26 protein-coding genes are annotated in these 25897 nt (G+C 73.2%); 11 read left to right on the top strand and 15 right to left on the bottom strand.

The genetic code is table 11. The features are described 5' to 3' along the window. Window positions 1-7 precede the first annotated feature (7 nt). Window positions 8-1411 (top strand): GNAT family N-acetyltransferase, encoded by a 1404-nt coding sequence (locus tag RLT58_RS31020; RefSeq protein ID WP_311313663.1) that lies wholly within the window; start codon window positions 8-10, stop codon window positions 1409-1411. Here RLT58_RS31020 and RLT58_RS31015 read toward each other — a convergent pair. Then, a complete protein-coding gene (locus tag RLT58_RS31015) occupies window positions 1347-2618 on the bottom strand; it encodes a trans-sulfuration enzyme family protein (RefSeq protein WP_311313662.1) in 1272 nt (423 codons plus the stop codon). The two genes, RLT58_RS31020 and RLT58_RS31015, sit on opposite strands and share 65 nt — an antisense overlap. Window positions 2619-2677: 59 nt before the next feature. Here RLT58_RS31015 and RLT58_RS31010 point away from each other — a divergent pair, with 59 nt between their 5' ends. After that, the gene (locus tag RLT58_RS31010; protein WP_311313661.1) at window positions 2678-3220 is read left to right on the top strand and encodes an Lrp/AsnC family transcriptional regulator; all 543 of its coding nucleotides are present in this window, start codon (window positions 2678-2680) and stop codon (window positions 3218-3220) included. A gap of 38 nt (window positions 3221-3258) precedes the next feature. Then, entirely contained in the window at window positions 3259-4944 is a 1686-nt protein-coding gene (locus tag RLT58_RS31005) for a DUF885 domain-containing protein (RefSeq protein WP_311313660.1), read from the top strand. Window positions 4945-5010: 66 nt separating this feature from the next. On the opposite strand, the gene RLT58_RS31000 is transcribed toward RLT58_RS31005, so the two are convergent. Further along, window positions 5011-5526, bottom strand: a complete 516-nt coding sequence (locus RLT58_RS31000) for a rhodanese-like domain-containing protein (RefSeq protein ID WP_311313659.1) — start codon at window positions 5524-5526, stop codon at window positions 5011-5013. Window positions 5527-5619: 93 nt separating this feature from the next. Between RLT58_RS31000 and RLT58_RS30995 the strand changes: the two genes are divergently transcribed. Further along, window positions 5620-6066: an Lrp/AsnC family transcriptional regulator gene (locus tag RLT58_RS30995; protein ID WP_311313658.1), complete on the top strand. Its 447-nt coding sequence runs from the start codon at window positions 5620-5622 to the stop codon at window positions 6064-6066. On the opposite strand, the gene RLT58_RS30990 is transcribed toward RLT58_RS30995, so the two are convergent. From RLT58_RS30990 to RLT58_RS30980, 3 genes are all read right to left on the bottom strand, one after another. Next, complete coding sequence (locus RLT58_RS30990; RefSeq protein WP_311313657.1) at window positions 6056-9106, bottom strand: AAA family ATPase; 3051 nt, start codon at window positions 9104-9106, stop codon at window positions 6056-6058. The genes RLT58_RS30995 and RLT58_RS30990 overlap by 11 nt on opposite strands. Further along, window positions 9103-10269, bottom strand: a complete 1167-nt coding sequence (locus tag RLT58_RS30985) for an exonuclease SbcCD subunit D (protein WP_311313656.1) — start codon at window positions 10267-10269, stop codon at window positions 9103-9105. The genes RLT58_RS30990 and RLT58_RS30985 overlap by 4 nt, the downstream gene beginning before the upstream one ends. A gap of 75 nt (window positions 10270-10344) precedes the next feature. Then, window positions 10345-10971 (bottom strand): YigZ family protein, encoded by a 627-nt coding sequence (locus tag RLT58_RS30980; protein ID WP_311313655.1) that lies wholly within the window; start codon window positions 10969-10971, stop codon window positions 10345-10347. 68 nt (window positions 10972-11039) lie between these two features. Between RLT58_RS30980 and RLT58_RS30975 the strand changes: the two genes are divergently transcribed. Then, the gene (locus tag RLT58_RS30975; RefSeq protein WP_311313654.1) at window positions 11040-11450 is read left to right on the top strand and encodes a CoA-binding protein; all 411 of its coding nucleotides are present in this window, start codon (window positions 11040-11042) and stop codon (window positions 11448-11450) included. 19 nt (window positions 11451-11469) lie between these two features. Here RLT58_RS30975 and RLT58_RS30970 read toward each other — a convergent pair whose 3' ends face one another. After that, a complete protein-coding gene (locus RLT58_RS30970; protein ID WP_311313653.1) occupies window positions 11470-12030 on the bottom strand; it encodes a YbaK/EbsC family protein in 561 nt (186 codons plus the stop codon). 44 nt (window positions 12031-12074) lie between these two features. Continuing rightward, on the bottom strand, window positions 12075-12647 hold the full coding sequence (locus tag RLT58_RS30965; RefSeq protein ID WP_311313652.1) for a helix-turn-helix domain-containing protein: 573 nt from the start codon (window positions 12645-12647) through the stop codon (window positions 12075-12077). Window positions 12648-12740: 93 nt separating this feature from the next. Between RLT58_RS30965 and RLT58_RS30960 the strand changes: the two genes are divergently transcribed. Beyond that, on the top strand, window positions 12741-13607 hold the full coding sequence (locus RLT58_RS30960) for an EamA family transporter (RefSeq protein ID WP_311313651.1): 867 nt from the start codon (window positions 12741-12743) through the stop codon (window positions 13605-13607). A gap of 19 nt (window positions 13608-13626) precedes the next feature. Here the strand turns inward: RLT58_RS30960 and RLT58_RS30955 are convergent, their stop codons facing one another. Then, on the bottom strand, window positions 13627-14364 hold the full coding sequence (locus tag RLT58_RS30955) for an acyltransferase (protein ID WP_311313650.1): 738 nt from the start codon (window positions 14362-14364) through the stop codon (window positions 13627-13629). A 169-nt stretch (window positions 14365-14533) separates the two neighbouring features. Here RLT58_RS30955 and RLT58_RS30950 point away from each other — a divergent pair, with 169 nt between their 5' ends. Then, window positions 14534-15064 (top strand): gamma carbonic anhydrase family protein, encoded by a 531-nt coding sequence (locus RLT58_RS30950; protein WP_311313649.1) that lies wholly within the window; start codon window positions 14534-14536, stop codon window positions 15062-15064. 25 nt (window positions 15065-15089) lie between these two features. On the opposite strand, the gene RLT58_RS30945 is transcribed toward RLT58_RS30950, so the two are convergent. After that, window positions 15090-15749, bottom strand: coding sequence for a DedA family protein (locus RLT58_RS30945; RefSeq protein WP_311314709.1), 660 nt, complete (start codon window positions 15747-15749; stop codon window positions 15090-15092). Window positions 15750-15897: 148 nt separating this feature from the next. Next, window positions 15898-16335: a DUF4442 domain-containing protein gene (locus RLT58_RS30940; RefSeq protein ID WP_311314708.1), complete on the bottom strand. Its 438-nt coding sequence runs from the start codon at window positions 16333-16335 to the stop codon at window positions 15898-15900. A 154-nt stretch (window positions 16336-16489) separates the two neighbouring features. Between RLT58_RS30940 and RLT58_RS30935 the strand changes: the two genes are divergently transcribed. Both RLT58_RS30935 and RLT58_RS30930 read left to right on the top strand, forming a co-directional pair. Continuing rightward, a complete protein-coding gene (locus RLT58_RS30935) occupies window positions 16490-17545 on the top strand; it encodes a DUF8017 domain-containing protein (RefSeq protein ID WP_311313648.1) in 1056 nt (351 codons plus the stop codon). Between the two features lie 51 nt (window positions 17546-17596). Further along, window positions 17597-18904: an MFS transporter gene (locus tag RLT58_RS30930; protein WP_311313647.1), complete on the top strand. Its 1308-nt coding sequence runs from the start codon at window positions 17597-17599 to the stop codon at window positions 18902-18904. On the opposite strand, the gene RLT58_RS30925 is transcribed toward RLT58_RS30930, so the two are convergent. The 3 genes from RLT58_RS30925 to tuf all read right to left on the bottom strand — a co-directional run bounded on the left by RLT58_RS30925 (window position 18866) and on the right by tuf (window position 21857). Next, complete coding sequence (locus RLT58_RS30925) at window positions 18866-19711, bottom strand: spermidine synthase (protein ID WP_311313646.1); 846 nt, start codon at window positions 19709-19711, stop codon at window positions 18866-18868. The two genes, RLT58_RS30930 and RLT58_RS30925, sit on opposite strands and share 39 nt — an antisense overlap. 40 nt (window positions 19712-19751) lie before the next feature. Continuing rightward, a complete protein-coding gene (locus tag RLT58_RS30920; protein ID WP_311313645.1) occupies window positions 19752-20597 on the bottom strand; it encodes a patatin-like phospholipase family protein in 846 nt (281 codons plus the stop codon). Window positions 20598-20687: 90 nt separating this feature from the next. Then, window positions 20688-21857, bottom strand: coding sequence for an elongation factor Tu (tuf, locus tag RLT58_RS30915; RefSeq protein WP_311313644.1), 1170 nt, complete (start codon window positions 21855-21857; stop codon window positions 20688-20690). Window positions 21858-22267: 410 nt separating this feature from the next. Between tuf and RLT58_RS30910 the strand changes: the two genes are divergently transcribed. Beyond that, window positions 22268-22978 carry a TVP38/TMEM64 family protein gene (locus RLT58_RS30910; protein WP_311313643.1) on the top strand — a complete coding sequence of 237 codons (711 nt, stop codon included), beginning with the start codon at window positions 22268-22270 and terminating at the stop codon, window positions 22976-22978. A gap of 177 nt (window positions 22979-23155) precedes the next feature. Beyond that, window positions 23156-24028 carry an undecaprenyl-diphosphate phosphatase gene (locus tag RLT58_RS30905; protein ID WP_311313642.1) on the top strand — a complete coding sequence of 291 codons (873 nt, stop codon included), beginning with the start codon at window positions 23156-23158 and terminating at the stop codon, window positions 24026-24028. Window positions 24029-24035: 7 nt separating this feature from the next. Here the strand turns inward: RLT58_RS30905 and RLT58_RS30900 are convergent, their stop codons facing one another. After that, entirely contained in the window at window positions 24036-24878 is an 843-nt protein-coding gene (locus RLT58_RS30900) for an alpha/beta fold hydrolase (protein ID WP_311313641.1), read from the bottom strand. Beyond that, a complete protein-coding gene (locus RLT58_RS30895; protein WP_311313640.1) occupies window positions 24875-25819 on the bottom strand; it encodes an alpha/beta hydrolase in 945 nt (314 codons plus the stop codon). The genes RLT58_RS30900 and RLT58_RS30895 overlap by 4 nt, the downstream gene beginning before the upstream one ends. Between the last annotated feature and the right edge of the window lie 78 nt (window positions 25820-25897).

The following is a 25897-nucleotide window of genomic DNA, read 5'->3' as shown; positions in this document are numbered from 1 at the left end:
GGATGTCATGACTGATGTGACATCCGCGAAGAGTGCCCGCCGTCCCCACCACTGGCGGCGGGACCTGATCGAACTTGCCGCCCTGTTCACCGCAGTCGCGGTCGCCGACGCGATCGCCAACCTGATCGGGCACCAGCCGGACGGACCGTATCTGCTCATGGCCTCGGCCCTGGCCCTGGCCGCGACCGCCGGGTTCCACACCTGGTGGGCACGGCGCCACAGCCACGCACCGCCGCCGGATACCGGCACCGATACCGAGGGCGTGTCCGGGCCGGGCGTCCTTGACAGCGGCTCCGTCAGCCCGGCCGACGAGGCCGGTGAGACGGTGCTGTGGCGGATGCGCACCACGGTCCGGGACGCCCCCGGCAGCCTGGCCGCGCTCTGCACCGTGCTGGCGGGGTACCGGATCGACATCCTCACCCTCCAGACGCACCCGCTGGCGGAGGGCACGGTCGACGAGTTCCTGCTGCGTGCTCCCACCGCGCTGCCGGCCCAGCAGCTGACCCGGGCGATCTCCGCCGCCGGGGGCAGCTCCACCTGGATCGAGCGTGCCGACGCCCACGATCTGGTGGACGCTCCGACCCGGGTGCTCGGCCTCGCCACCCGTACCGCCCTGGACGCGGCCGAACTGCCTCTCGCTCTGCGCCAGTTGCTCGGCCGGTGCACCATCCACTCGCTGCCGGCCGTGTCCATCACCGGGCGCGCCACCGGTGAGACCGCACCCGTCGAGGGGGTGCTCGAAGAAACGGTGATGCGCCTGCGTGATCCGTCGGGCGGTGTGATCACCGTGGAGCGGCCCTATCTCCCCTTCACCCCGACCGAGTTCGCCAGGGCGCGGGCCCTGGTGGAGCTGGATGCCCGGCTCGGCCCCCGTGTCCCGCGCAGCGAGCACGTCCTGACCCTGCCCGAGGGCAATGAGATCACCGTACGCCGGGCGGACCGCGACGACCTCGAAGCCGCCCGCGCCATGCACGACCGCTGCTCGGAGCAGACCCTGCGGCTGCGCTACCACGGTCCGGTCCGCGACGCCGACCGCTACCTCGACCACCTGCTCAGCCCGCGCTTCGGGCGCACCCTGGCCGTGCAGACGGCATCCGGGCGGCTCGTCGCGCTCGGCCATCTGCTCTGGGACGGCGACGAGACCGAGGTCGCTCTCCTCGTCGAGGACGACTGGCAGCGACGCGGCATCGGCTCCGAGCTGCTGGCCCGCCTCGTGGCGCTCGCCGTCGAGGCCGGCTGCGAGAGCGTCTACGCCGTCACCCAGGCGTCCAACACCGGCATGGTCGCCGCCATGCGCGCGCTCTCGCTGCCGCTCGACTACCAGATCGAGGAAGGCACGCTCGTGATCACCGCCCGGCTGGACGCGACTCCGGTACGGTCGCTGCCCCCGTACGAGCAGGCGGAGCACTGACTTCCCCGCGCACGGGTTCGCGGCGCGCGGCCGCCTCGCGGCGTACCGGTTCCTCGCTGCTCAGTGCCTGACACAGGTCGGCCCAGAGGTCCTCGACGTCCTCCAGCCCGACCGACATCCGCAGCAGCCGGTCGCCGACGCCGGACGCCTGCCGGTCTCCCTCATCCACAATGCGGTGGCTGATGGAGGCGGGGTGCTGGATCAGGGTGTCGACGCTGCCGAGGCTGACGGCCGGGGTGATCAGCCGCACGGCGGCGATCACCCGGTGCGGGTCGCCGTAGACCTCGAACGAGACCATCGCGCCGCCCACTTCGGGGTAGTGGACCCGGGCGATCCGCGGGTCGGCGGCGAGCCGGCGGGAGAGTTCCGCGGCGCTCGCGGAGGCGGCCCGGACGCGTACGGGAAGTGTGGCCAGACCGCGCAGGAGCAGATAGCCGGCCATGGGGTGCAGGACGCCGCCGGTGGCGAACCGCACCTGGCGCAGCCGGGCGGCGAACTCCTCGTCGCAGGCGACGACCCCGCCCATCACATCGCCGTGGCCGCCCAGGTACTTCGTCGCGCTGTGCAGGACGATCCGCGCCCCGTGCTCGACGGGGCGCTGGAGGACCGGGGTGGCGAAGGTGTTGTCGACGAGCAGCGGCACGGAGCCGCAGGAGTGGGCGACCGCCCTGATGTCGACCTCGGCGAGCGTGGGGTTGGCCGGTGTCTCGACGATCACCAGGCCCGTGTCGGGGCGGATCGCATCGGCGATGCCCGCCGGGTCCGTCCAGGTCACCTCGGTGCCGAGCAGCCCGGCGCCGAGCAGATGGTCGCTGCAGCCGTAGAGCGGGCGCACCGCCACCACATGGCGCAGCCCCATGCTCGCACGCACCAGCAGGACAGCGGTCAGGGCCGCCATGCCGCTGGCGAACGCGACGGCGCTCGCGGTCCCTTCGAGCCGGGCGAGGGCCGTCTCGAAGCGGGCGGTGGTCGGGTTGTCCAGGCGGGCGTAGATGGGCGGCCCGTCCGGCCGGGCGCCGGTGGTGGCGAACGCGTCGATCCGCTCCGCCTCTCCCCGGGAGTCGTACGAGGGGTAGGTGGTGGACAGGTCGATCGGCGGGGCGTGGAGGCCGAGAGCAGCGAGGTCGTCGCGTCCGGCGTGCACGGCTTCGGTGGCCAGCGCCCTGGAGGGGGTGGTGGAGGGCGCCATCGAGGATTCGGTGTCCATGGTTCCACTCTGAACAGCGACCGGGATGATCGGCGAAAACCCCGTGCTACGTTCGGCGGATGACCGATTCCGTCGCTCTCGACACGGTGGATCTGCACATTCTGCGGCTGTTGCAGAACGACGCCCGGACCACGTACCGCGAACTCGCGGCCGAGGTCGGGGTCGCCCCGTCGACATGTCTGGACCGGGTGACCCGGCTGCGCCGCACAGGCGTCATTCTCGGCCATCAGCTGCGGCTGGACCCGGCCAGGCTGGGCCGCGGTCTGGAGGCCCTGCTGTCGGTGCAGGTGCGGCCGCACCGCAGGGAGCTCATCGGCCCGTTCGTCGAGCGGATCAGGTCGCTGCCTGAGTCCCGCGCGCTCTTCCATCTGACCGGCCCCGACGACTATCTGGTGCATGTGGCCGTGGCCGACACGGCCGACCTGCAGCGGCTGGTCCTCGACGAGTTCACCTCGCGCCGGGAGGTGGCCCGGGTGGAGACACGGCTGATCTTCCAGCAGTGGGAGTGCGGCCCGCTGCTGCCGCCGGCGGGCCGAACCGCCGACACCGGTCAGGCGCAGGGCCGGGGCCAGGGGCGGAGTCAGGCCCATGGTGCCGTTTGATGGTGACGCGGAGGCCCTCCCCGTACGAGGATGTTCCCATGTCAGACTCTCCCAGCAGCGCGCTGCCCCGCCAGGTCGCCGACACCTACGTCGACGCACTCATCGATCTCGACCCGATCTCCGGCACCTATCTGGGTGTCGAGGCAAGCTCGCGCCGCCTTCCCGACTTCTCCCCCGCAGGCCAGGAGGCGCTGGCCGCCCTCGCCCGGGACACCCTCGCGCGGCTCGACCGCGCGGAGCGGCTGCCCGGTGCGGCCGATGACGCCGAGCGCCGTTGCGGGCGTCTCCTGCGCGAACGGCTGACGGCCGAACTCGCCGTCCACGAAGCCGACGAGGCGCTGCGCGCCGTCTCCAATCTGCACTCCCCGGCGCACTCGATCCGTGAGGTGTTCACGGTGACGCCGACCGAGACGGACGAGGACTGGGCGGCCGTCGTCGAGCGGCTCCGGGCGGTTCCGGCGGCGCTGGCCGGCTACCGCGAGTCCCTCGCGCTCGGTCTGGAGCGGAAGCTGTACGGCGGTCCGCGTGCCACGGCCACCTTCATCGGCCAGCTCGACGAGTGGGTCGGCGACGGCACGTCGGGATTCTTCCGGGACTTCGCCGCCGCCGGACCGGACTCCCTGCGCGCCGACCTGGACGACGCCGCCGCACAGGCCACCCGCTCGCTGGACGATCTGCGGCAGTGGATGCGCGAGGTGTACGCCCCCGCGATCGAGGGCGAGCCGGACACGGTGGGCCGTGAGCGCTACGCGCGCTGGTCGCGGTACTTCAACGGCACCGATCTGGACCTCGACGAGGCGTACGCGTACGGCTGGTCCGAGTACCACCGGCTGCTCGGCGAGATGAAGGCCGAGGCCGAGAAGGTGCTGCCGGGTGCCGGTCCCTGGGAGGCACTGGCCCATCTCGACGAGCACGGCACCCACATCGAGGGCGTCGACGAGGTCCAGGCGTGGCTTCAGGGCCTGATGGACGAGGCGATCGAGTCGCTCGACGGCACGCACTTCGAACTCGCCGAGCGGGTCCGCCGGGTGGAGTCCCGCATCGCCCCGCCGGGCGGCGCGGCGGCTCCGTACTACACGGGCCCCTCCGAGGACTTCTCGCGTCCCGGCCGCACCTGGCTGCCGACCATGGGCGAGACGCGTTTCCCGGTGTACGACCTGGTCTCCACCTGGTACCACGAGGGCGTTCCCGGCCATCACCTCCAGCTCGCCCAGTGGGCGCACGTCGCCGAGAGCCTGTCGCGCTACCAGGCGTCGATCGGCATCGTCAGCGCCAACGCCGAGGGCTGGGCGCTGTACGCGGAACGGCTGATGGACGAGCTGGGCTTCCTGCCCGACGCGGAGCGCCGGCTCGGTTATCTGGACGCGCAGATGATGCGCGCCTGCCGGGTGATCGTGGACATCGGCATGCACGCGGAGCTGGAGATCCCGGCGGACTCCCCCTTCCACCCGGGTGAGCGCTGGACGCCGGAGCTGGCCCAGGAGTTCTTCGGGAAGCACAGCGGGCGGCCCGCCGACTTCGTGGAGAGCGAGCTGACCCGCTATCTCTCGATGCCGGGGCAGGCCATCGGGTACAAGCTGGGCGAGCGCGCCTGGCTGCTCGGCCGGGAGAACGCCCGGGCGGCGCACGGCGACGCCTTCGATCTCAAGGCCTGGCACATGGCGGCCCTGTCGCAGGGTCCGCTGGGCCTGGACGACCTGGTCGACGAGCTGTCCAAGCTCTGAGCCAAGAAGCGGCAGCGGCCTGCCCGGACCGAGGTCCGGGCAGGCCGGTGCCGGCACCTCAGTGCCTCAGCAACCGCAGTCGTCCGCGTCGGCCGGTGCGGTGAGCGGATCGGCGGCGCGCCGTTCCTCCCCCTGCCAGGTCTCGAACGCGAAGCCCTCACGGGCCCAGTACTCGAATCCGCCGAGCATCTCCTTGACCCGGTAGCCGAGTTCGGCGAGCGCGAGCGCGGCCCGGGCGGCGCCGTTGCAGCCGGGCCCCCAGCAGTAGGTCACGACCGGCACGGCGGGGTCGAGCAACTCCCGCGCCTGTTCGGCGATGAGCGCCGTCGGCAGGTGCACCGCGCCGGGGATGTGCCCCTGGTCCCAGGATGCGGTGGAGCGGGAGTCGAGGAGGACGAAGCCGGGATCACCGTCGGCCGCGAGTGCGGCGGCGACGTCGGAGACATCGGCATGGAAGGCCAGTGAGGCGCCGAAGTGGGCGGCCGCCTCGGCAGGGGCGGCCGGCGGTACGCGGAGCACCGGATTGGTCGCGGTGGCGGGGACCGGGGCGGCGGCGGCAGGGGTGATGAGCTGCGAAGTCATGGTCAGAAATCTATGAGCGGCAGCCGAACGCCGGAAGGAGCGATCCCCGGCACACCGCTTGATCCGCCGGGGATTTCCCTGTTTCCTCTCCGCATGACCGACTATTCCCCGGACGCCACGGACTGGCGCATTCTCGATGTCCTCCAGCGGGACGGACGCGCGACGTTCGCCGAGCTCGCCCGCGAGGTGGCGATGTCGTCGAGCGCCGTGACGGAGCGGGTGCGCAGGCTGGAGGAGGCCGGCGTCATCAGCGGGTACGCGGCGGTGGTCGATCCGGAGCGGATCGGGCTGCCGATCCTGGCCTTCGTACGGCTGCGGTATCCGAACGGCAACTACAAGCCGTTCCACGACCTGCTGGAGGCGACGCCGGAGATCGTGGAGGCGCATCACGTCACCGGCGACGACTGCTTCGTCCTGAAGGTGACCGCCCGCTCGATGAGCCATCTGGAGGCCGTGTCCGGGAAGATCGGCGCCCTCGGTTCCGTCACCACGAGCGTCGTCTACTCCTCGCCCCTGCCGAGGCGTGCCGTCAGTCGCTGAATCCGTCCGCCGCCCGGAGCCGCACCGCCGATCCGTGCCGCTCCTTCACCACCTCCAGCTGGGCGGGGATGCGGCGGCGCAGATCGGCGACATGGCTGACGATGCCGACGCTGCGGTCCCGCTCGCGCAGCGAGTCGAGCACGTCGAGCACCTCGTCGAGGGTCTGGTCGTCGAGGCTGCCGAACCCCTCGTCGATGAAGAGGGTGTCCAGCCGTACGCCGCCGGCCTCGTCGGTGACCACATCGGCCAGGCCCAGCGCCAGGGCGAGCGAGGCGAAGAACGTCTCGCCGCCGGAGAGCGTGGCCGTGTCGCGCTCGCGGCCCGTCCAGGCGTCGATGACGTGCAGTCCGAGCCCGGCCCTGCGCCCGCCGGCCCGGGCGTCGGAGTGGACGAGCTGGTAGCGGCCGGACGACATGCGCCGGAGCCGGGCGGTGGCGGCCGCGGCGACCTGTTCGAGCCGGGCCGCCAGGACGTACGACTCCAGCCGCATCTTGCGTTCGTTGTCCGTCGAGGTGCCCGCGGTGAGCCCCGCGAGCCGGGCGACCCGCTCGTACTCCTCGCGTACGGGCCCCAGGGCGCGCACCTCATCGGCCGCGCGGCGGGACAGCCGGGAGAGTTCGGTGCAGCGCTCGCGGGCCGCCGCGAGGGCGGCCGAGGCCTCCCGCATCGCCCGCTCGGCGACGTCGTACACCCGCTGGGCCTCCTCGGGCGCGGCCGGGTCGCGGTCGGCGGCGGCGCGGGCGGCGGTGTCGGCGAGGCGGTCGGCGACGGCGGCGGCCTCGGCCTGCCAGGCGTCGATCCGGTGCTGGAGCGCACGCTGCCCGGCGTCGTCGAGCAATGTGTCCGCCGCGGCCCGGGGCGTGTCGAAGCCGGCCCGGAACGCGGCGTCCGCGAGCCGGTCGTCCGCCTCCTTCAGCCGGGCCGCCGCGCTCTCCTCCTCACGCACCGTCCCGGCCGCCTCGACGAGCAGGGCGACCCGGTTCTGGAGGAGCTCGGTGTGCTCGCCGACGGTGGCACACCCACCGCGTGCCCGGTCCACCACCTCGTCGAGGGAGGCCTGTTCGCGGTCGAGGCCCTCACGCGCGGAGGTACGGGCGGCCGCCCGGTTCTCCGCCTGCTGCCGGTCCTCGGCGCGCCGGCGCTGCTCGCGCTCGGCGGCCGCGAGGGCCTCACGGGCGGCGTGCGTCCCGGCGGCGACGCGGTACGCCTCGGTGTGTTCGCGGGTCAGCGTGTCCACGAGTGCGGCCAGCTCGTGGGCCGTCGGGCCCGCGGCCCCCGCGTCCGACGCGGTCTCGGCGCCGGTCGCTTCGGCCGCCTCGGCGCGGGCCGCAGCGTGCCGCTCCCGTACGACCGCGAGGGCGTGTTCCGCTTCGGTCCGGGCCTGTTCGGCGCGGCGGTGGGCCGCCTCGGCCGCCTCCTCCGTCGCCTGGTCGACGTGCCCGTCGCCGGGGCGGGCCGGTGCGGGGTGGTCCTTTGAGCCGCAGACCGCGCAGGACAGGCCCTCGACCAGTCCCCGGGCAAGCTCCGCCGCGATGTCCCGCAGCCGTCGTTCACGCAGGTCGAGCCAGTGCTCGCGGGTGGAGAGCGCACGCTCGCGGGCCTCGCCGAGCCGGGCCTCGGCGGCCGTCGCCTCGGCTGCCAGGGCATCGCGGCGCCGGGCGGCGTCCAGGCGGCGGCGGGCCGGGTCGAGACGGCCGGCCAGCAGTTCGGCACGGGTCGCGGCCTCCTGCGCCGCCTCGACGCGGGCCAGCAGCCCCTGCCGGGTCATCTCCCAGCCGGCCAGCCAGCCCTCGGTGTCACGCACCAGGTCCTCGTCGGCGGCGGCCTGGCGTTCCAGTTCGGCGCGCTCGCTGCGGATCTCGGCGCTGCGCCGTTCGGCGCGGCGGGCGGCGTCCAGGCCGCCCAGCTCCTCGCGGAGCCTGCGTTCCAGGGCGGCGAGCTGTTCGGCGCCCGCGTCGGCCAGGGCGGCGGGCAGCCGCGCGCGGGAGCGGTCCCGGGCCGCGCTCGCCCGCTCGTAGGCGCGCTCGGCCTCCTCGCGGAGCTCCAGGGCGGGGGCGACGAGGTCGGCCTTGCGGGCGCGCTTCAGCCGCGCGTGGGCCTCGTCGTACGCGGGGCGGCTCTCCTCGATGGCGGCGGCGCGGTGCCGGGTCTCGGCGTACCGCTGCTGGAGGGCGGCCAGTTCGCGTTCGGCGTCGAGGGCGAGCCGGGCCGCCGCCTGGCGGTGCTCTGCGCCGGCCAGCACCGAGGCGGCGATGTCGAGCCGTTCCCGGGCGCTGCTGCGGGCGGTCGCCGCCCATCCGAGGACGGCGTCCGCGAGGCCCGGGTCGCCGGGCTGGGCGTCGGGCAGCGGGCATTCGCGGGCGGCGGGGCCGGCCGCCTGGGCGAGGCGCTGGGCGATGGCGAGGATCTGTTCGTCGCCGGCCCTGACCTGTGACTCGGCGGCGCGGCGCAGCTCGGCGAGGCGCTCCTCGACGGCGGCGAAGCGGCGGGTGTCGAAGAGCCGGCCGAGGAGCCGGCCGCGTGCTTCGGCGTCGGCGCGCAGGAAGCGGGCGAAGTCGCCCTGCGGCAGCAGCACCACCTGGCAGAACTGGTCCCGGCTCATCCCGATGAGCTGGGTGATCTCCTCGCCGATCTCCTGGTGCGAGCGGCTCAGCGCCTGCCAGCCCTGCTCGGGGTCGTGCTCGCGCAGCCAGCTCTGTGCCTTCTCCGTGGTGTGGCCGCCGCCGCGCTTCTTGGGGCGGGGCTGGGCGGGCCGCCGGGTGATCTCCAGGCGCCGCCCGCCGACGGTGAGTTCGAGGCGGACCTCGGTCGGCAGGTCCGCCGGGGCGTGGTCACTGCGCAGGGAGGTGCCGGGGCTCTGCCGGGCGCCGGGGACGGCGCCGTAGAGGGCGTAGCAGACGGCGTCGAGGACGGAGGTCTTCCCGGCGCCGGTCGGTCCGTGGAGCAGGAAGATCCCGGCGGCGGAGAGCGTGTCGAAGTCGATCTCCTGGCTGGCGCCGAAGGGCCCGAAGGCGGTGATGGTGAGGGTGTGGAGCCTCATCGGTTCACCTCGCGCACGCTGTCGTCGACCCGGACGTGGTCGAAGGCGCTGCGCAGCACGGACCGCTCGTGTGCGTCGGTTCCGGTCCCGCCTCGGACATGGGCCACGAAGTCCTCCGCGATGCTCTGGTCGTCGCGGCCGCGCAGCCGCCGGGCGTACGAGGTGTGCGGGTCCTCGGGTGCCCTTTCCGGTTCGAAGACAAGGCTGAGGGTGTGCGGGAACCGCTCGGTGAGGCGGGCCATCGGTTCGGCCGGGCGGACCGGATCGGTGAGGGTGGCCTCCACCCAGGCGTTCTCGTGCCGGTCCAGCGCCGGGTCCTCCAGGAGGGTGTCGAGGCGGCCCCGGAGCCGGGCGAGCGGGCGGGGCACCGGGCAGTCGATCCGCTCGGCGGCGACCGTGCCCGCCGCGTCGAGGTCGATCAGCCACATGGTCTTGCGGTGATCGGCCTCGGAGAAGGAGTAGGCGAGCGGGGAGCCGGAGTACCGGACGCGTTCGGTGACGGTCTGGCAGCCGTGCAGGTGCCCGAGCGCGGCGTAGTCGACCCCGTCGAAGACGCCGGCGGGGACCGCGGCGACGCCGCCGACGGTGATGTCGCGTTCGCTGTCGCTGGGCTCGCCGCCGGCGACGAAGGCGTGGGCGAGCACCACGGACCGGGTGCCCTCCGGCCGCTCGGCGAGGTCGGCGCGGACGCGGTCCATGGCGGCGGTGAGCACGGCCTCGTGCCCGGCGCGTTCCGCCTTGAACACGTCCTTGACCAGCGCGGGTTCCAGATAGGGCAGCCCGTAGAACGCCACGTCGCCGTGGGTGTCCGCGAGGACGACGGGGGTGGCGCAGTGGGCGGGGTCGGTGCGCAGATGGATGCCGGCCCGGCCGATGAGGCCCGCGCCGACGCCGAGCCGCCGCGCCGAGTCGTGGTTGCCGGAGATCATCACCGCGGGTACGCCCTCGGCGGCCAGCCGGTGCAGTGCGTCGTCGAAGAGCTGGACGGCCACCAGCGGCGGCACCGCCCTGTCGTACACGTCACCCGCCACGAGGACGACGTCGACCGCGTGCGCGCGCACCGTGGCCACGAGGTGGTCGAGGTAGGCGGCCTGGGCCTCGATCAGGGGGACCCGGTGGAACGACCGCCCCAGGTGCCAGTCCGATGTGTGCAGAATTCTCAAGACCCGGCTCCGACCCGCATGTTTCGTCTCCTCCGCCCTCGGGGCCGCGCCCGTCGTACCCGCGCACCACAGTACTCAGGCGTCGCCGTACGCCTCGCCGCCCAGTTCCAGTTCCGCCTCGCCCGCCGTGGCGTCGGCCAGCCAGCGGCGGAACTCCTCGACATCGGCGTCCGGCAGCCCGATCTCGATGGTCACGGCCTCCGCGTACCGGACGTCGCGCACGGTCCTGCCGGTGGCCCGCAGCTCGTTCTCCAGCCGCCCGGCCCGCTGGTGGCCGACGGTGACGGTGGCGAGCCGGAACCGCTGCCGGGTGCGGGTGCCGATCGCGTCGAGCGCCTCGCCGACCACGCCTCCGTAGGCCCGGATCAGCCCGCCGGCGCCCAGCTTCACCCCGCCGTAGTAGCGGGTGACGACGGCGACGACGTACCGCATCTCGCGCCGGGTGAGCATCTGGAGCATGGGGACGCCGGCGGTGCCGCCGGGCTCGCCGTCGTCACTGGCCTTCTGTACGGAGGCGTCGGCGCCGATCACGTACGCGAAGCAGTTGTGGGTGGCGGTGGGGTGCTCCTTGCGGACGCGGGCGACGAACTCCTGCGCCTCCTGCTCGGTGGCGGCGGGGGCGAGCGCGCAGATGAAGCGCGAACGGTTGATCTCGCTCTCGTGCACGCCCGCTCGGGCGACGGTCCGGTACTGCTCCTGCATCCGGCCACCCTATGCGCCCGGCGGGAATGGTCGGGAATGGCCGGGACGGACCGCCGGTTGTGCGGATCATGTACGCAGACACGGAGACGATCCGCAGGATTCTTCAGGACACCGGCGACACCTGGGCCGTGGTGGGGCTGTCCAACAACCGCTCCCGCGCGGCCTACGGGGTGGCAGGGGTGCTCCGGCGCTTCGGCAAGCGCGTGGTGCCCGTGCACCCGAAGGCCGAGTCGGTGCACGGCGAGCAGGGCTACGCCTCGCTGGCGGAGATACCGTTCCCCGTCGACGTGGTGGACGTCTTCGTCAACAGCGAGCTGGCGGGCGCGGTCGCCGACGAGGCCGTCGCGGCCGGGGCCCGTGCGGTCTGGTTCCAGCTCGGCGTGATCGACGAGAAGGCGTACGCGCGCACGAGGGCGGCCGGGCTCGACATGGTCATGGACCGCTGCCCGGCGATCGAGATCCCCGCGCTCCCCCGGTAGCCTCCGCTGCCCTGCGCGCTCAGGCCTGGATACCGAGTCCTTCGAGCACCACCGCGCCGGGCAGTGCGGCCAGCGCCTTGCCGGGCATGATCAGCTTGCCCCGGCGGGAGCCGCTGCCGATCAGGACCCAGTCCTCGTCCGCGACGGCCGCGTCGATCAGCAGCGCCCAGGCGGCCGGGAGTCCGACGGGTGTGATGCCGCCGTACTCCATGCCGCTCTCGCCGACCGCCGTGTCCATCGGGGCGAACCGCGCCTTGCGGGCGCCCAGGTGCTTGCGGACGACGCCGTTCACGTCGACGCGGGTGTGGGAGAGGACGAGGCAGGCGGCGAGTGTGACGTCCTCGCCACGCTTGCCCGCCACGACCACGCAGTTCGCCGACCGCTTCAGCAGGTCGGCTCCGTGGTGCTCCACGAAGGCGGCGGTGTCGGCGATCTCCGGATCGGTGTCGACGTGGATGATCTGCTCGGCGGGAACGCCACCCCAGCCCGCGGTGACCGCCGCCGCCACGGGGGCGGTGAGCAGCTCCAGGCGTTCAACTGCTGGGCGGGCGTTGTCGAAGGAGCCGATGGGTGCGCGCATGCGCGTCACGCTAACAGCGTGCCGGGCGGAGCCGCCCGGACATCTCATCTGGCGGGCGGGATGGAGACGGCCATGGTGAGTTCGACCGGCTCCTCGCCCTCGTTCCGGTAACCGTGCGGGTGGTGGGCCTCGAAGGTGGCCGAGGTGCCCGCCGGCACGGTGTACGGGGTGTCGTCGACGACCAGCGTGAGGGTGCCCGCGGTGACATGCAGCAGTTCCACGGTGCCCTCGGGGTGCGGGTCCGACGCGCTCCCGTCGCCGGGCATCAGCCGCCAGGACCAGAGTTCGAGCGGCCCCCGGGCCTCCGTGCCGACCAGCAGGGTGGTGGCGCTGCCCGCCTGTGTGGACCACATGCGGACGGCCTGGGCGGCGGGGACCAGACGGACCGGGGTGCCCTGGTCGTAGTCGAGCAGCGTGGTGATGCTGACGCCGAGGGCGTCGGCGAGCTTGACGGTGGTGCCGACGCTCGGGTTGGTCCGTGCCTGCTCGATCTGGATGATCATGCCGCGGCTGACGCCGGCGCGTGCGGCCAGCGCGTCCAGGGTGAAGCCCCGCTCACCGCGCCAGCGCTTGAGGTTGCGCGCGAGGGACTGGGTCAGCTGGTCGAGATCAGTCACATTCCGTCCAATATTTTGGATGACACGGTAGAAGATACTGAACTACGGTGTGGTGTACCCACCCGTTCACCGCACTGTACTGCGAGGCCTGCCATGACAGCACTGTTCGCCCTGGCCACCAGCCTGTTGTGGGGGCTGGCCGACTTCGGCGGCGGCTTGCTGACCCGGCGTACGCCCGCGCTCACGGTGGTGCTCGTCTCGCAGGTGATCGCCTCAGTGGTACTCGGCGTGATCGTGGTCGCGACGGGCGGCTGGAGCGAGGCGGGCGGGCAGCTCTCGTTCGCGGTCGCGGCGGGGGCCGTCGGGCCGGTCGCGATGCTCAGCTTCTACAAGGCCCTGGCCCTCGGCCCGATGGGCGTGGTCTCCCCGCTCGGTTCGCTGGGCGTCGCCGTGCCGGTGGCCGTCGGCCTGATCGCCGGTGAGCGGCCGGGGCTGCTCCAGTTCGCCGGGGTCGCCGTGGCCGTCGCCGGCATCGTGATGGCGGGCGGTCCGCAGCTGCGCGGGGCGCCGGTGCAGCGCCGGGCCGTGCTGCTGACCCTGGTGGCCGCCTTCGGCTTCGGGGCCGTGATGTCCCTGATCGCGGAGGCGTCCACCACGGTGACCGGGCTGTTCCTGGCCCTGTTCGTGCAGCGCGTCACCAACACGGCCGTGGGCGGGCTGGCACTCTGCGTCTCGCTGCGGCGCGGCGGCCGTGCGCTGCCGGAGGGCGGGGGCGTCGCCGCCGTGCGCGCCGCACTGCCCGCCCTGGCCTTCGTGGGCCTGGCGGACGTCGCGGCCAACGGCACCTACTCGATCGCCGCGCAGAACGGGCCGGTGACGGTCGCCGCGGTGCTGGCCTCGCTCTACCCGGTGGTCACGGCGCTGGCCGCGCGCGGCTTCCTCGGCGAGCGGCTGCGCGGGGTGCAGGCGGCGGGCGCCGGGCTCGCCCTGGTGGGCACGGTGCTGCTGGCGACGGGGTAGAGCCCCGCGCGGCGGCGCCTCAGGCCTCGTCGAGTTCCGCCACGGCCAGGAGCTGTTCGGGCGTCACGCCCGCCGGGATCGGCACCGGGGCCGGCGTGCGCAGGGGCGGCTGCCAGCCCTTCTCGGGATCCCAGCTCCGTACGACGCGGGCGGGCGCACCGGCCACCACCGCGTGGTCCGGGACCTCGCCCCGCACCACCGCGCCCGCCGCCACGACCACGTTGCGCCCGAGGCGCGCGCCGGGCAGGACCACCGCTCCGGTGCCGATCCAGCAGCCGGGCCCGATGGCGACCGGCTCCATCCGGGGCCACTGCTTGCCGACCGGCTGCTGCGGGTCGTCGTAGCTGTGGTTGGTCGAGGTGATGTAGACGTACGGCCCGCAGTACGTGTCCGAGCCGATGGTCACGGTGGTGTCGGCGACGACATGGCTGCCGCGGCCCAGCACCACTCCGTCGCCCAGGGTCAGGATCGGTTCGGAGCCGAGGTCAAGGTCGGGCATGAGCCCCGCCGTCAGGGTGACCTGTTCGCCGATGACGCAGTGGTCGCCCAGCTCGATCCATGGCTCCCCGAAGACGGTGCCCTGCGGAAACGCCAGCCGGGTGCCCTCGCCGATCCGCGCGAACCGGAGGCCGCCGGGGTGCGCGGCGGTGACCGCGCCCGCTTCCCGCACCCAGCGCCAGCAGCGGTGGACGGCCCCGGACAGGGCGCGCCGCCGCCAGGCGGTCAGGGAGGAGAACGCGTTTCTGTTCTTCGGCACGCGCACACGGTAGTCGGCGGGCCGGGGGCCGATCGCCGCACCGGCCTGTGATCTTCACCCCAACGGGCCGCGCGGCCGGATCGGCGTGGCATACCGTTTCCCCGGCGGAACCGGCCGGACGCGATCGGACCACCGCGACCCAGGGCACCGGAGCACGGAGGAACGCGCGATGGCACAGCAGGCTTTGATCAAGGGCATCGGCGGCAAGGAGCCGTCCATCGACGCGGACGCCTTCGTCGCCCCGACCTCGGTCGCGATCGGCGAGATCACGATGGCCGCGGGCTCCAGCCTCTGGTACCAGGCGGTGCTGCGCGCGGACTGCGGTCCCATCGTCATCGGCGCCGACTCCAACATCCAGGACAACTGCAGCGTCCATGTCGATCCCGGCTTCACCGTGACGGTCGGCGAGCGGGTGTCGGTCGGGCACAACGCCGTGCTGCACGGCTGCACCATCGAGGACGACGTCCTGGTCGGTATGGGCGCCACCGTGCTCAACGGTGCGCACATCGGCGCCGGTTCGCTGGTCGCGGCCCAGGCGCTCGTCCCGCAGGGGATGCGGGTGCCCCCGGGCTCACTGGTCGCGGGCGTGCCGGCCAAGGTCAGGCGGCAGCTGACCGAGGAGGAGCTCGAGGGCATCAGGTTCAACGCGGTCGGTTACGTGGAGCTGGCCAAGGCCCACCGCCAGGTCTGCGAGGACTGAGCGCGCGGGCCGGGCCGGCATCCGGTCAGTCGGCGACCGGCACGGTCCCCGGCTCGGGCTCGGCGGCGGCCGTGGACTGCGCGGCCGCCTTCTTGGCGCGGTTCTTCAGGACCAGCATGGAGGCGAGGCCGATGAGGACGGCGATGGCCAGGCCCAGGTAGGAGAACCGCTTGAGCCAGGCTTCGGCGACGACGCCGACCGAGTAGATGACGGCGGTGGTGCCGCCGGCCCAGGCGATCCCGCCCAGCACATTGGCGATCAGGAACTTCCAGTACGGCATGTGCAGCACACCGGCCAGCGGGCCGGCGAAGATCCGCAGCAGGGCGACGAAGCGGCCGAAGAAGACGGCCCACATGCCCCACTTCTGGAACGAGCGCTCCGCCATGGCGATATGGCCCTCGCCGAAGTGCCGGGGGAACTTCCGGCCGAGCCAGGCCAGCAGCGGACGGCCTCCCTTGCGGCCGATGGCGTAGCCGATCGAGTCACCGATCACCGCACCGGCCGTGGCGCAGGCGCCCAGGATCCACGGGTTGATGCCGTCGTGCCCGGCGGCCAGCAACGCCGCGCTGATGAGCACGATCTCGCCGGGCAGCGGGATGCCCAGGCTCTCCAGCCCGATGACACCGCCCACCAGGGCGTAGACGATGATCGCGGGGACGGTCTCCAGCCACTCCTGGATGTGCAACGCCGGTTCCTCCGTAGTGATGTCCTTCGCCCGCCGGACAACTCCTCGGCGCACCGCGGGAAGCCTACCCGGCGGGTCACCGGGCCGGACAGCGCGAAGGGCCGCCCCGCACCCCGACCGGTGCGCGACGGCCCCCGCGGGCCCGGGGTCAGGCGTTCGGACGCAGCGTCCAGACCACGGTCATCTCGCCGGTGACGGCGCCGTCCGCGCGCTGGATCTGTACGGCCACCGGGAATTCGGGGCGCTTGCCCTCGTCGAGTTCGGCGACGACCTCGGCGGCCGGGCGGCCGAGGGTGGCGGTCGCGGTGACCTCGCCCATGGCCAGCTTCTTGTAGCCGATCTCGGCGCTCACGGCGAGCGGGACGGCGCGGGCCAGCTGGTTGCCGAAGGCGGCGATGACGATGGCACCGCTCGCCGACTCGGCCAGCGTGAACATGGCTCCGGCGTGCGGTCCGCCGACGTGGTTGTGGAAGTCGGCCTGGTCCGGCATGCGGACGACCGCGCGGTCGGCGGTGGACTCCAGGAATTCGAGGTTGAGGGTCCGGACCATCGGGACCGTCGCGGCGAGCATCTCGCCCGCGGTCATCTGTTCAGCGCTCATGGACCCGATGTTACTCACGAGTAGAGCGGTTTGACCATGCCTCGCGAGCCACTCCCGTCACTCCTGGCCGCATCCTTCACCGTCCGCTCACGGGGGCGGCCGTAGCAGCCCCGGCGGTACCCCTCTATCGTTACTCGCCATGTGGCCAGGACAGCAGCCGCCCGGGGGCGAGCAGAACCCGCAGGACCAGAACCAGAACCCGTACCAGCAGCCGGGGTACCAGGCGCCGAATCCCTATCAGCAGCCGGCTTCCGGGCAGCAGCCCGGTTACGGCTACCCGCAGCAGGGCCAGCCGGGATACCAGCAGCCCAACCCGTACCAGCAGCCGACCGTTTCGCAGTATCCGGCGCCCGGCCCGCCCGGCGGTCCGCAGCCCGGCGACGACAAGAAGAAGACGACCGTGATCGCCATCGTGGCGGCGACCGCGGTCGTCGTGGCCGCGGCGGTCACGGGTGTCGTCGTGCTGAACAAGAAGGGCGACGACGACAACGGCAAGAACGTCGCGGACGACAAGAAGACCTCCGCGCCGGTCAAGCCGTCGGAGTCGGCGTCCTCTTCCGAGGCCAACCCGCGTGGTGACGCCGACGACCCCAAGCCGCTCGTCGCGGGCTGGAAGGTCGTGACCAACCCCAAGTGGGGCACGCAGTTCGACGTGCCCGGCGACTGGGAGGTCGCGTCCCCCGGCACGTTCTCGTTCTTCGAGGACGACAAGAAGGGCGACGGCTCGCCGCTCATCGGCTTCTCGGCGCCGGCGGACTACAAGAGCAAGTGGTGCGTCGACGACAACGACAAGGACGGCACGGACGAGAACTACAGTCTCGCCGGTACCGGGACGCGCGGCGCCGAGGGTGCCACCGACGCCGCCGTGAACGCCCGCAACGAGGCGGGCACCTGGGCCTGGGGCGCCTATGCACAGCACATGCCGAAGAGCACCATCAAGATCAGCAAGGCCCAGCAGTACACCACGCAGTCGGGTCTGACCGGCCAGCTGGTCACCGCCACGGCCCCCAACGTCACCAAGAAGAAGAAGTGCGACAGCGACGGCAAGACCTTCGCCTTCACCTTCAAGAACAGCAACGGCGCCTTCTCCTCCTGGGTGCTGTACGCGGCCGCCGGCGTCAAGGACGAGCTGCCGGACGCGACGATCAAGAAGATCCTGAGCACCGTGCGGCTGGTGAAGATCACCGAGTCGTGACCCCGGGGAATGCATTTGGCATCGCGGGGTCCGGCCAGCGATAGTCCCTGAGTGACTGCCGCAGCCGACCCCGCACTCCCCTCGGACCGCCCCTTCCCGGCGGGCCGCAATTACCGGCTGCTGACCGCCGCCGCGATCATCACCGCCCTGGGTACCCACGGTGCGCTGATCGCGGCGGCGTTCGCGGTTCTGCAGGCGGGCGGGGACGGCGGCGACGTCGGTCTGGTGGCCGCCGCCAGGACCGTGCCGCTGGTCCTCTTCCTGCTGATCGGCGGGGCGATCGCGGACCGGCTGCCGCGCCACCGGGTGATGGTCGCGGCCAACGCCCTGAACTTCGTCTCGCAGGGCGTCTTCGCCTGGCTGGTGCTGGCCGGTGATCCCCAGCTGTGGCAGATGATGCTGCTCACCGCCCTGTGCGGCACCGGGCAGGCGTTCTTCAACCCCGCGGCCGAGGGCATGCTGATGTCCAGCGTCAGCGGCGAGCAGGCCGGCCGCGCCTTCGCCCTCTTCCGGATGTCCACCCAGGGCGCGGCCATCGGCGGGGCCGCGCTCGGCGGCGCCATGATCGCGGCGATGGACCCGGGCTGGGTGCTGGCCGTGGACGCCGCCGCCTTCGCGGTGGCCGGGGCGCTGCGCGCCTTCCTCGATGTCAGCCACATCCCGTCGCGGGAGCCCGGCGGCGGACTGCTCGCCGATCTCCGCGACGGCTGGCAGGAGTTCACCGGCCGCCCCTGGCTCTGGGCCGTCGTCGCCCAGTTCTCCGTGGTCGTCGCCGCGGTCGGGGCCGCCGAGGCGGTCTACGGGCCGCTGGTCGCACGGGACGAACTGGGCGGCGCCCGGCCCTGGGGCTTCGCGCTCGCGGCGTTCGGCGTGGGCACCCTGGCCGGGGCGCTGCTGATGATGCGGTGGAAGCCCCGGCGGCTGCTGCTGGCCGGAACGCTGTGCGTCTTCCCCCTGGCCCTGCCGTCGGCCGGGCTCGCCGTACCGCTGCCGGTGTCCGGGCTGTGCGTGGTGATGTTCGTCAGCGGGGCGGCCATCGAGGTGTTCGGCGTCTCCTGGATGACCGCCATGCACCAGGAGATCCCGGAGGAGAAGCTGTCCCGGGTCTCGGCGTACGACTGGTTCGGCTCGGTGGCCATGGTGCCGGTCGCCACCGCACTCGCCGGACCGGTCGAGTCGCTGGTCGGACGCGGTCAGGCGCTGTGGGGCTGCGCCGGGCTGATCGTGCTGGTCACCGGGGCGGTGCTGTTCGTGCCCGACGTACGCAACCTGACCCGCAGGACCGCCTCCGTCGAGATGGTCGCGCAGGCCGTGCCCGTGTCAGCCGATGCCGAAGGCGCCGTCGGGCGGCTCGGGTGAGGCGACCGCCTCGTCGTCGCCGACCGGCCGGGCGCCCTTGACGAACGCGGCCGCCGCGTCGCCGTGCTCCACCCGGGCCGGGAACGCGTCACCGGCGCAGCGGCGGATCAGGGCCGCCGTGTCGACCGGTGTCCGGGAGGCGACAAGGACGACATTGCCGAAGCGCCGCCCGCGCAGCACGGCGGGCTCGGCGATCAGCGCCAGCTCCGGGAAGACGGTCGCGAATGTCGCCACCTGCGAGCGCAGGAAGCCGAACGGCGCCCCGTCGGCGAGGTTGGCGGCGTAGATCCCGTCCGTCCGCAGCGCCCGCGCGGCGGCCTCGGCGTAGGGGACCGAGGTGAGGTGGGCGGGCACCCGCGAACCGCCGAAGACGTCCGCGATCAACACGTCCACCGAACCGGGCCGGGTCGCCTCCAGCAGGGCGCGGGCGTCCGCGCCGTGCACGGTGATCCCGCTGTCGTCCGGGAGCGGCAGATGTTCGGTGACAAGCGCGAGCAGCCCCCGGTCCGCCTCGGCGACCACCTGCCGGGAACCCGGCCGGGTCACGGCGACATAGCGGGGCAGGGTCAGGGCGCCACCGCCGAGGTGGAGCACGTCCAGGGGCTCCCCCGGCCCGGCCGCGCAGTCCACGACATGGGCGAGCCGTCGCGTGTACTCGAATTCGAGATGCTCCGGTGCGTCCAGGTCCACATAGGACTGGGGTGCCCCCTCGACCGTGAGCAGCCAGGCCCGCTCCCGGTCCACGTCGGGGAGCAGCCGGGCGGTTCCCTGGTCCACGTCACGGATGACGGGTATCGACTCGTTCACTCCCCCATTGTCCCCTCGCACACCGAGGCCGTGGCCGCGGTCAGCCGTTGACGACCGCGGCCGCGGCCTCGGTGTGCGCCGCCGACTGGGCGAGACCCGCGCGGGCGGCCGCGGCACGGCGAGCGGGGTCGAGGGGATTGCGGCCGAACGCCTTCTTCGCGGCCGCGTCCGGGGTGATGACGACGGTCCGGGCGCCCTGCGCGGCGAGGGCTTCGGCCTGGGCGCGGGGCGAGGCGATGACCTTGCTGCCGGACGCGGTCGGCGCGATGACGACGACCCGCTCGTAGCCGGCGGCCAGATGGGCGTTGGCCGGGGAGTGCACCCCGCCGTCGATCCAGGACCGCCCGCCGAACGCGGCGACGGGCCAGACGGCCGGGACGGCGCAGCTGGCGGTGACGGCGTCGGCCAGATCCACCCCGCTGTCCTTGTCGAACGTGTGGAGTTCACCGCTGAGCGCGTCGACGGCGGTGACGCGCAGCGGGCGGTCCGGCCACCGCGGTGACAGGAGCCTGCCCGCGACGGCCGCGCGGCGCTCGTCGGGGGTGGGGCCGATCCGGGCTTCGCGGGCGAGGCGGCCCAGCCTCCGTCCGTACGCCTCGGGGGTGCGGGAGGACAGCACGGCGCGGGCGTAGCGGAGGAAGGTGACGGCGCCGAGCTTGCCGCCGCGCTCCCCGCCGGCATCGGTCAGCTGGAGTTCGTACAGATCCGGCAGGCTGATCAGCCCGGAGGCGAGCTGCGCCCCGACGACCGCGCCGGCCGAGCTGCCGATGATCACATCGGCGGTGGACAGGTCCAGGCCCGCCTTCGCGAGGCCGTGCAGGATTCCGGTTTCCCAGGCGCTTCCGGTGATGCCGCCGGCGCCGAGTACCAGTGCGGTGTCTGCCATGCCGTCAGTCTCGCGCACGGCTGCGGGCCCGCCTCCCCCGGGGTGCGGGAGACGGGCCCTCAACTGCCTTTTCCACGGAGGCCGTACGGCTCAGAGCAGCCCGGTGACCGTGCCCGCGCCGACCGTGCGGCCGCCCTCACGGATCGCGAAGCCGAGCCCGGCCTCCAGCGGGACGTCCCGGCCCAGCTCCACGGTCATGGTGACCGTGTCGCCGGGGCGCGCGACCGCCGCCTCGCCGAGGTCGACGTCACCGACGACGTCCGCGGTGCGGATGTAGAACTGCGGCCGGTAGCCGGTGGCCACCGGGGTGGTGCGGCCGCCCTCGCGCCCCGACAGGACGTACACCTGCGCGGTGAAGCGCCGGCTCGGGGTGACGCTGCCCGGCGCCGCGACCACATGGCCCCGGCGCACCCGGTCGCGCTCGACGCCGCGCAGGAGCAGCGCGACGTTGTCGCCGGCCTCGGCGGACTCCATCGGCTTGCCGAAGGTCTCCAGACCGGTGACGACCGTCTCGATGTCCGCGCCGAGCACCGAGACCCGGTCGCCGACGCGGACGGTGCCGCGCTCCACGGCACCCGTGACGACCGTGCCCCGGCCGGTGATGGTCAGGACGTTCTCCACGGACAGCAGGAACGGCGCGTCGGTGTAGCGCACCGGCATCGGTACGTACGTGTCGACGGCGTCGAGCAGCGCCTCGACGGCCCCGGTCCAGCGCGGGTCGCCCTCCAGTGCCCGCAGGCCCGAGACGCGCACGACGGGCACGGTGTCGCCGCCGTAGCCGTGCGCGGACAGCAGCTCGCGGACCTCCAGCTCGACCAGGTCGGTCAGCTCGGGGTCGCCGGCGTCCGCCTTGTTGAGGGCGACGACGATGTGGTCGACGCCCACCTGGCGGGCGAGCAGCACGTGCTCCGCCGTCTGCGGCATGATCCCGTCGAGCGCGGAGACGACGAGGATCGCCCCGTCGAGCTGGGCGGCGCCCGTGACCATGTTCTTGATGTAGTCCGCGTGGCCCGGCATGTCCACGTGCGCGTAGTGCCGGGTACTCGTCTCGTACTCGACGTGCGCGATGTTGATCGTGATGCCGCGCTGCGCCTCCTCGGGCGCCCGGTCGATGCGGTCGAAGGGGACGAACGTGCCGGTGCCCCGGTCGCTGAGGACCTTGGTGATGGCCGCGGTCAGGGTCGTCTTGCCGTGGTCGACGTGGCCCATGGTGCCGATGTTGAGGTGCGGCTTGGTGCGCACGTATGCCGTCTTGGGCATGGTTCATTCCTTGGGATGCGAAGCTGGGAAAGAGGACCCCGGGGCCCGGCCGACCCTCCCCTTGCGGGGTCCGCCGGACAGTCGGGGGAGGGTCAGCTTCGGGCGCCGCCGAGGGGCGCTGCGGCAGCGGCGAAAGCCGCTGCGGCTGCTGCGGTGGCAGGGCTCACGGCAGCCTTCGGCGTGGCCGCGACTGCGGACCGCGCTGCGAGGAAGGCGTACCGGAACATGTCCCGATCATCGCCGACCCGGGTCGGCCCGTCGAGCGAATTTCGGCGGGCGGTACGGGGGTTGGGCCCCGGCCCGATCCCAGGCCCCGGCGGCGTCGGGGGGTGTTCCGGACGGATGCGGCTCCCTGGCTCATAACGGTCGCATTACGGCGATCACACACGGGTGTCGGTTAGTCTCCCCGAATGCTCGACCACGCCCCCTCCACCCGGCCCGCCGCCGGCCTCGCCGTGCGCTGCACCCGGGTGCTGCTCTCGCCCTGGTCGCGTCTGTCGCTGCTCGTGGCGGTGCTGCTGGCCGCCGCGACGACGATGCTGCTCCTGGAGCCGCAGCGGATGCTGGCCTCCGGCTGGCCCTCGCAGATGAGCGGCGGGACGGCGGCGGTCCTGCTCTTCGGCCTCGGGTACGGCGTCTGCACGGTGGCCTTCGTACCGAGGCCGCTGCTGAATCTCGCCGCCGGCGCGCTGTTCGGCTCGCAGGCCGGGCTGGCGGCCGCGCTGGCGGGCACCGTGCTCGGTGCGGGGATCTCGTTCGCCCTCGGCCGGGTGCTGGGCCAGGACGCGTTGCGCACCCTGCTGCGCGGGCGGTGGATGCGGGCGGCGGACGGGCAGCTGAGCCGGCACGGCTTCCGCTCGATGCTGGCGCTGCGGCTCTTCCCCGGGGTCCCGTTCGCCGCCGCCAACTACTGCGCGGCCGTGTCGCGCATGGGCTACCCGCCGTTCCTGGTGGCGACCGGTCTGGGTTCGATCCCGAACACGGCCGCGTACGTCGTGGCGGGCAGCGAGGCCTCGTCGCCGACCTCGCCGGCGTTCCTCGCAGCGATGGGCTTCATCGTGCTGACGGGTGCCGGGGCGGCCGTGGTCGCCTGGCGCAGGCGCCACCGGCTCGGCGCCTAGCGCCCGGGGCGCGGGGGTTGTCGTCACCGTGTTCATCCGGGGGCGATACGCTGCCCGCGACCGACAGACGATCTCCGGGCCCGACGGGGCCCTGTCCTCGCACGACCGCAATCCGCACGCCGCCGACGGCCGATGCCGTCGGCCGATGCATGATCACTCCGGGATGGCCCAAGCCCCATGAGCTGGTTCGAATCGTTCGTCCTCGGCCTCGTTCAAGGACTGACCGAGTTCCTGCCGATCTCCTCCAGCGCGCATCTGCGGCTCACCGCGGCATTCGCCGGCTGGCACGATCCGGGCGCGGCGTTCACCGCGATCACCCAGATCGGCACGGAGGCCGCAGTCCTCATCTACTTCCGCAAGGACATCGTCCGGATCGTCTCGGCGTGGTTCAGGTCGCTGACGAACCGTTCGATGCGGAGCGACCACGACGCCCAGATGGGGTGGCTGGTCATCGTCGGCTCCATCCCGATCGGCGTGCTCGGCGTGACGTTCAAGGACCAGATCGAGGGCCCGTTCCGCGACCTGCGGCTGATCGCCACCACCCTGATCGTGATGGGCATCGTCCTCGGGATCGCGGACCGGCTGGCCGCCCGTGACGAGACCGGCGGCAAGCACCGGGCCATCAAGGAGCGCAAGTCCCTCAAGGAACTGGGCGTCAAGGACGGCCTGATCTTCGGGTTCTGCCAGGCGATGGCCCTGATCCCCGGCGTCTCGCGCTCCGGCGCCACCATCAGCGGTGGTCTGCTCATGGGCTACACCCGCGAGGCCGCGGCGCGTTACTCCTTCCTCCTCGCCGTCCCCGCCGTCCTCGCCTCGGGCGTCTTCGAGCTGAAGGATGCGGGCGAAGGCCATGTCTCCTGGCCGCCCACGATCTTCGCGACCTTCATCGCGTTCGGCGTGGGGTACGCGGTCATCGCCTGGTTCATGAAGTTCATCACGACGAAGAGCTTCATGCCGTTCGTCATCTACCGGGTGCTGCTCGGCATCGCCCTGTTCGCCCTCGTGGCGGCCGGCGTCCTGAGCCCGCACGCGGGTGAGTCGGCGGGCTGACCGCCCCTCAGCGGCGGGCCGGTACGAACTCCCGGACGGCCCGGGCCAGCTCCTCGGGCCGGTCCAGCGGGATCAGCGTGCGACTGGCGGAGATCTCGGTCAGCCGTCCCTGCGGGAGCAGCGCGGCGAGGCGTCGGCCGTGCTCGGGCGGCATCACCCGGTCACCGGCCGCCCAGACGACGAGTGCGGGGCGGTCGAAGTCCCGCAGGGACCCGGCCGCTGCCGCCAGTCTGTCCGCGTCGGACCGGGCCGCGCGCAGGGTCCGTACGGTGTCGCGGCGGATGCCGGGGTCGGTGAGGACGGGGTCCATCCAGCGGCGGGTGGCCGCGTCGCCGCGCGCGGTCAGCAGGCCGAACGCGACCGGGAGGCGGCGCGCCGGGCGCAGCCGCATCTGCTGCATGAACAGGCCGAACAGCGCGGGCGGGAGCCGGCCCGCGAGCGCGAGGGTCGTACCCGTCACCCGCGCCGGGTAGTTGTCGAACGCCTCGCAGGAAGCGAGCACGATCCGGCCCACCCGTGCTGCCCCGTCGGCCGCGACCAGCTGGACCAGTGCGCCGCCGGTGTCGTTGCCCACGAGCGTGACGTCACTCAGGTCGAGGCGGTCGAGGAATTCGCCCACCAGCCGGGCCGCAGCGGACAGGGAGAGATCGGCGTCGGCCCGCATCGGTCTGCGGTGCGCGCCCAGCGGCAAGGTCGGGACGAGGCAGCGGTGGCCGGGGGACAGAGCGGCGACCACCTCGTCCCACAGCGAGCCGTCCATCATCAGCCCGTGCAGCAGGACGAGCACGGGGCCCTCGCCACCGGTGTCCTCGTACTCCAGGGTCCCGGCGGAGAGCTCGATCTCCTTCATGACCGTGCGGCCCGGGGCGTCTCGGCGCGGTCGTCCGCCGGGGCGAGCAAATGGCGGCGCAGGAACGACAGCTCGGCCTCGACGGCCTGCTCGTGCTGCTCCATGAAGGGGGCGTAGTGGCCGCCGGGCAGCCGGACCAGCTCACCTCTGGGCGCCCGCCCGGCCGCGCGCACGGCCGGCTCGGCGAGCACCGAGCGGTCCTGGTCGCACACCAGCACCAGCAGTGGGGGCCGCACCCGCGGGGTGTCGCGGCCCGGCCGGTAGAGGGCGATGCCCGGGATCGAGCGGGCGGCGATCTCCTGCTGCCATTCCGGGTACCTGTTGCCCGGGTTGAGGGCGCGGTCGCCCTGAACGCCGTCCGGCGTGGTGAGCATCGCGACGGTGCCCGGCTCGCCGGCGAGCGGCACGAGCAGGGGGCGCCGGCCGAGCAGCCCGCCGAGCGCGTCCAGGAGGATTCTGCCGGTGAGCCGGAGCGTCGCCACGGGCTTCTGAAAGCGGGACGCGCTGCGTGAGGCGGTGGGCCCGTCGGTGTTGGCCGTCTGGGCGACCGCTGCGGCCAGCCGGGGATTGCGGGCCGCGACGCGCAGGACGTGCCCGCCGGAGAGGGAGAAGCCCCAGACGGCGATCCGCGCCGGGTCGGTCTCCGGGAGGGACGCGGCGAAGGCGATCGCCGCCTGCCAGTCCTCCAGCTGGTCCTTGATCCGCACGGTCTGGCGGGGGCCGCCGCCGCTCTCCCCGAGACACCGGTAGTCGAAGGCGAGGACGGTGAACCCGGCGGCGTGGAACCGGGCGGCGAACGGGTCGGTGCCCGGCTCCTTCGTCACGCCACCGCCGGCGGCCATGATCACGCAGCCGCCGTTCGTCCCCGGGTAGTGCCAGGCGGCGCAGTGCGTGCCCCCGACGGTGAAGCGGACCTTCTCGCGCTTGACGGACGTGTCCATGCCGACCTCCCGGTGGGCGTGCGCATGCCTCGCACCTTCGTGCCTCGTTCATGGCTCACGAAGTCGTGCCTCACCAAA

The sequence above is a fragment of the Streptomyces sp. ITFR-16 genome (assembly GCF_031844705.1).
Taxonomy (GTDB): Bacteria; Actinomycetota; Actinomycetes; order Streptomycetales; family Streptomycetaceae; genus Streptomyces.
Note: the sequence above shows the minus strand (reverse complement) of the source record. Positions and strands in the feature narration are given on the sequence as shown.

Coding starts and splice junctions, on each gene's coding strand:
- RLT58_RS31020 (WP_311313663.1), top strand. CDS start 8: ATGACTGATGTGACATCCGCGAAGAGTGCCCGCCGTCCCCACCACTGG.
- RLT58_RS31015 (WP_311313662.1), bottom strand. CDS start 2,618: ATGGACACCGAATCCTCGATGGCGCCCTCCACCACCCCCTCCAGGGCG.
- RLT58_RS31010 (WP_311313661.1), top strand. CDS start 2,678: ATGACCGATTCCGTCGCTCTCGACACGGTGGATCTGCACATTCTGCGG.
- RLT58_RS31005 (WP_311313660.1), top strand. CDS start 3,259: ATGTCAGACTCTCCCAGCAGCGCGCTGCCCCGCCAGGTCGCCGACACC.
- RLT58_RS31000 (WP_311313659.1), bottom strand. CDS start 5,526: ATGACTTCGCAGCTCATCACCCCTGCCGCCGCCGCCCCGGTCCCCGCC.
- RLT58_RS30995 (WP_311313658.1), top strand. CDS start 5,620: ATGACCGACTATTCCCCGGACGCCACGGACTGGCGCATTCTCGATGTC.
- RLT58_RS30990 (WP_311313657.1), bottom strand. CDS start 9,106: ATGAGGCTCCACACCCTCACCATCACCGCCTTCGGGCCCTTCGGCGCC.
- RLT58_RS30980 (WP_311313655.1), bottom strand. CDS start 10,971: ATGCAGGAGCAGTACCGGACCGTCGCCCGAGCGGGCGTGCACGAGAGC.
- RLT58_RS30975 (WP_311313654.1), top strand. CDS start 11,040: ATGTACGCAGACACGGAGACGATCCGCAGGATTCTTCAGGACACCGGC.
- RLT58_RS30970 (WP_311313653.1), bottom strand. CDS start 12,030: ATGCGCGCACCCATCGGCTCCTTCGACAACGCCCGCCCAGCAGTTGAA.
- RLT58_RS30960 (WP_311313651.1), top strand. CDS start 12,741: ATGACAGCACTGTTCGCCCTGGCCACCAGCCTGTTGTGGGGGCTGGCC.
- RLT58_RS30950 (WP_311313649.1), top strand. CDS start 14,534: ATGGCACAGCAGGCTTTGATCAAGGGCATCGGCGGCAAGGAGCCGTCC.
- RLT58_RS30940 (WP_311314708.1), bottom strand. CDS start 16,335: ATGACCGCGGGCGAGATGCTCGCCGCGACGGTCCCGATGGTCCGGACC.
- RLT58_RS30935 (WP_311313648.1), top strand. CDS start 16,490: ATGTGGCCAGGACAGCAGCCGCCCGGGGGCGAGCAGAACCCGCAGGAC.
- RLT58_RS30920 (WP_311313645.1), bottom strand. CDS start 20,597: ATGGCAGACACCGCACTGGTACTCGGCGCCGGCGGCATCACCGGAAGC.
- tuf (WP_311313644.1), bottom strand. CDS start 21,857: ATGCCCAAGACGGCATACGTGCGCACCAAGCCGCACCTCAACATCGGC.
- RLT58_RS30910 (WP_311313643.1), top strand. CDS start 22,268: ATGCTCGACCACGCCCCCTCCACCCGGCCCGCCGCCGGCCTCGCCGTG.
- RLT58_RS30905 (WP_311313642.1), top strand. CDS start 23,156: ATGAGCTGGTTCGAATCGTTCGTCCTCGGCCTCGTTCAAGGACTGACC.
- RLT58_RS30900 (WP_311313641.1), bottom strand. CDS start 24,878: ATGAAGGAGATCGAGCTCTCCGCCGGGACCCTGGAGTACGAGGACACC.
- RLT58_RS30895 (WP_311313640.1), bottom strand. CDS start 25,819: ATGGACACGTCCGTCAAGCGCGAGAAGGTCCGCTTCACCGTCGGGGGC.